The sequence below is a fragment of the Streptomyces montanisoli genome (assembly GCF_017813245.1).
Taxonomy (GTDB): Bacteria; Actinomycetota; Actinomycetes; order Streptomycetales; family Streptomycetaceae; genus Streptomyces; species Streptomyces montanisoli.
This window is the reverse complement of the sequence record NZ_JAGIQL010000299.1, coordinates 1-3,669: the sequence shown is the minus strand read 5'-3', so window position 1 is coordinate 3,669 and position 3,669 is coordinate 1. Positions and strand designations below refer to the sequence as shown.

The following is a 3,669-nucleotide window of genomic DNA, read 5'->3' as shown; positions in this document are numbered from 1 at the left end:
CCCGCCGCCCCGGTGCCTGCGCCCGCCACCCCGGTGCCCGCGAGTCCGGCGCCTCTCCCGATTGCCCCTGCCGCCGTGCCCGTGGCGCTCCCGGCGGTAGCCCCCGGCCCGCCGCAGCTCCCGAACGCCGCCTAAACGGCCCTGGATCGGCCGCCGGGCGCGGAACGTCCGCCCCTGCGCCCCACCCCGCGCCCGCCGCGCCCCTCCCGATCGTGCCTTCGGCCCTGACCCGCACCCCCGCGGCCGCTGCCCCCCGGGGCGCCGCTCCCGAAGGGGCCCAGGCCGGGCCGGGCTCCCGCGGCGCGGGCCCGGCCTCAGCTGTCGCCGCCGTCCTCCGGCTGCTCGATCTGCTGCGCGATGTACAGCGCCTCGCCGAGCTTCTCGACCAGCGCGAGCTGCGTGTCCAGGTAGTCGATGTGGTGCTCCTCGTCCTCGAGGATCGACTCGAACAGCCGCTTGGACGTGTGGTCGTTCTTCGACCGCATCACGTCGATACCGCGCTTGAGGCGGTCGATCGCCTCCACCTCGACCTGCCGGTCGGATTCGAACATCTCCGTCACCGTCTGGCCCACCCGCACATGGAAAAGCCGCTGGTAGTTCGGCAGGCCGTCGAGCAGCAGGATCCGGTCGGTGAGCAGCTCCGCGTGGCGCATCTCGTCGAACGACTCCGCACGGGTGTTCTTGGCCAGCCGCGCCCAGCCGAAGTTCTCCTGCATCTTCGCGTGCAGGAAGTACTGGTTGATCGCGGTGAGCTCGGCGGTCAGCTGCTCGTTCAGGAACTCGATGACCTCGGGGTCGCCCTGCATCGCAGAGGCTCCTTCCAACGACGTGGCGGTGAACGTGTGACGCGTGTCAGACATGTGCCCACTGGGACTGGCCGCAGTCTCGCACCACCCCAGAGGGCCGTCCAGTAAGGACCTCCTTGCCACGAGATGGCCCGAATGGGCTTCGGCCCGGTCAGGACCACCCCTCCCGGTCTGTCACCATGTAAAGCATGGGTCAGGAGCAGAGCGGGGGGCATCGGATACCGGACGCGTCCCCCCTGCCGCCGGGACAGCGCCTCCAGCGCGGCTGGCCCGTCACCCACTACGGTCCCGTCCCGAAGTTCAAACCCGACCGGTGGGAGTTCCGCGTCTTCGGCGCGACCGCCGACGGTGACAAGCACTGCTGGGACCACGAGGAGTTCACCGCGCTGCCGTTCTCGACGGTCGTGGCGGACCTGCACTGCGTGACGAAGTTCAGCATGCTGGGCGCGGAGTGGGGCGGCGTCCACGCGAAGAACCTCCTCGACCTCGCGCCCCCCGCGCCCGCGGTGACACACGTGATGGTGTGGGCGGAGTACGGGTACAGCGCCAACCTGCGCCTCGACGACTTCACCGCGAACCGCACGATCTTCGCGACGCACAGGGACGGCGAGCTGCTCACGGCGGAGCACGGTTTCCCACTGCGCCTCGTGGTGCCGCATCTGTACGCCTGGAAAGGGCCCAAATGGGTGAGGGGCGTCGAGTACATGACCGCGGACCGCAGGGGCTTCTGGGAGGAGCGGGGCTACCACAACGTGGGTGACCCGTGGGCGGAGCAGCGCTACACCTACCAGGAGGAGCCGGGCGAGGGCCCGGAACTCTGAGCGCGCCGCTCGCCGCGTGGGCAGGCTCCGCCGTCAGGCGTTGCGCAGCTTCTTGAGGCGGGCGACGTCCTCGCCGTGGCCCGCCTTGCCGCCCGGCGTCTCGATCACGAGCGGGACGCCCTCCGTCGCCGGGTGGCCGAACAGCGCCGCGAACGGCTCCTCGCCGATGTGGCCCGCGCCGATGTTCTCGTGGCGGTCCTTGTGCGCGCCTGCCACGTCCTTCGAGTCGTTCGCGTGGATCAGGCCGAGCCGGCCCGTGCCCACCGTCTCGACCAGCAGGTCGAGCGCCGCCGCCATGCCGTGCGGGCCCGCCAGGTCGTGGCCCGCCGCGAAGGCGTGGCAGGTGTCGAGGCACACCCCGAGCCTCGGGTGCGCGTCGAGCGCGTCGAAGTACGGGCCGAGGTGCTCCATCCGCGAGCACAGCGAGGCGCCCTGCCCGGCCGTCGGCTCCAGCAGCAGCGCCGGGTCGCCGTCGTCCGTCAGCTCGTCGAGCAGCGGCAGCAGCAGCTCCCGCACCTGCGCGAGCGCCGCGGCCCGCTCGCGCCCGCCCGTCGCTGAACCCGTGTGGACGACGACACCACGGGCGCCGATCGCCCGGCCCCTGCGCAGGCTGTGGCGCAGCGACAGGACCGACCGCTCGGCCGTGGCCCGCGTGTGCGAGCCGAAGTTGATCAGGTAGGGGGCGTGGACGTAGGCCGGGATGCCCGCCCGCGCGCACTCGGCGCGGAACAGCTCGTCCTGCGCGGGCGTGCCGGGCGGCACCGCCCAGCCGCGCGGGTTGGCGACGAAGACCTGCACTGCCTCCGCGCCCAGGTCGCGGGCGTAGCCGAGGCCGGTCGTGGCGAGGCCGCCGGCCACGGGCACGTGGGCGCCGACAGGGTTGCGCATGGGATGGAGCCGTTCCGTTCTCAGAGACCGTTGGTCGTGATCGTGATGGTGCTGCCCTCGGGCGCCTTGTCGCCGCCCGCCACGGACTGGTCGGTGATCGTGTCGTCGATGAAGGGGAAGCTGTGCTTGACCTTCACGTCGAAACCCGCGTCCTCCAGCGCCTTGGTGGCGTCGTCGGCCGACCGGCCCGTCACATCGGGGACCGCGACCATCTTCGGCCCCTTCGACAGGGTCAGCGTGACGGTGTCGCCCTCGGCGAGCTGCCCGCCTTCGGCCGGGGACTGGCGGGCCACCGCGCCCGCGTCCTGGTCGGACTCCACGCGCCGCGTGGCGATCTTCGCCCTGAGGCCGGCGTCCGCCAGGTCGGCCGTCGCCTCGTGGACGTCCTCGCCGGTCACATCCGGTACGTCGACGGCGCTGCCCCGGCTGACCTTCAGCGCGACCGCCCGGTCCGGGCGCAGCCGCGCGCCCGCGGCCGGATCGGTCCCGATGACCGAGCCGCGGTCGACGGAGTCGCTGAACGCCTGGTGGACGACGCCCGCGGACAGGCCCGCCTTCGCGAGCGCGGCCTTCGCGTCGGCCTGCGGCATGCCCGACACGTCGGGCACCGACACGATGCGCGGGCCGCGGGAGATGGTCAGCGTGACCGGCCCGTCGCCGCGGATCTTCGTCTCGGGCGCGGGGTAGGTCCTCATGACCTTGCCCCGGTCGAACGCGTCGCTGTAGCCGTGGGTGACGCGCGCGTCGAGCCCCGCGTCGGACAGGCGCTTCTTCGCCACCTGCTCGGTCTGGCCGAGCAGCGACGGCACGCGCGTGAACTGCCCCGAGTTGATGTACCAGACGCCCGTGCCGATCAGGATCGCCACCAGGGCGGCGACGACGGCGACGAGGGTGCGGTGGCGCCCCGGCGGCCTGCCGGCCGTGCGGCCACCGCCCGCGGCGGGCGGCACCGGGGGCAGGTCGAGGCGGCTCGTCCTGCTGACCCCCGCAGCGTCCGCGCCGGGGGGCGCGGAGCGCGGGATCACGCTCGTACGGTTCTCCGAGCCGGAGGCGGCGCCGGCCGGCCTCGCGCCGGGCGGCACCGCGTCGAGCTGGGCGTCGGTCAGCGCGGCGCGGGCCTCGCGGACCGCGGCGAGCAGCGCGACCGCGTCCTG

The 3,669-nt window shown here is 73.3% G+C and carries 4 protein-coding genes; 1 reads left to right on the top strand and 3 read right to left on the bottom strand.

Going from position 1 to position 3,669, the window contains the following annotated elements; translation table 11 throughout:
* Positions 1-314 precede the first annotated feature (314 nt).
* Positions 315-806, bottom strand: a complete 492-nt coding sequence (bfr, locus tag JFN87_RS32435) for a bacterioferritin (protein WP_209345999.1) — start codon at positions 804-806, stop codon at positions 315-317.
* Positions 807-994: 188 nt separating this feature from the next.
* Between bfr and JFN87_RS32430 the strand changes: the two genes are divergently transcribed.
* Positions 995-1,627 carry a sulfite oxidase-like oxidoreductase gene (locus tag JFN87_RS32430; RefSeq protein ID WP_209345997.1) on the top strand — a complete coding sequence of 211 codons (633 nt, stop codon included), beginning with the start codon at positions 995-997 and terminating at the stop codon, positions 1,625-1,627.
* 33 nt (positions 1,628-1,660) lie between these two features.
* On the opposite strand, the gene JFN87_RS32425 is transcribed toward JFN87_RS32430, so the two are convergent.
* Together JFN87_RS32425 and JFN87_RS32420 are read right to left on the bottom strand one after the other, a co-directional pair.
* Positions 1,661-2,515 carry a deoxyribonuclease IV gene (locus JFN87_RS32425; protein ID WP_209345995.1) on the bottom strand — a complete coding sequence of 285 codons (855 nt, stop codon included), beginning with the start codon at positions 2,513-2,515 and terminating at the stop codon, positions 1,661-1,663.
* A gap of 20 nt (positions 2,516-2,535) precedes the next feature.
* The coding region (locus JFN87_RS32420) for a Stk1 family PASTA domain-containing Ser/Thr kinase (RefSeq protein WP_209345994.1) at positions 2,536-3,669 on the bottom strand (1,134 nt) is incomplete at its 5' end.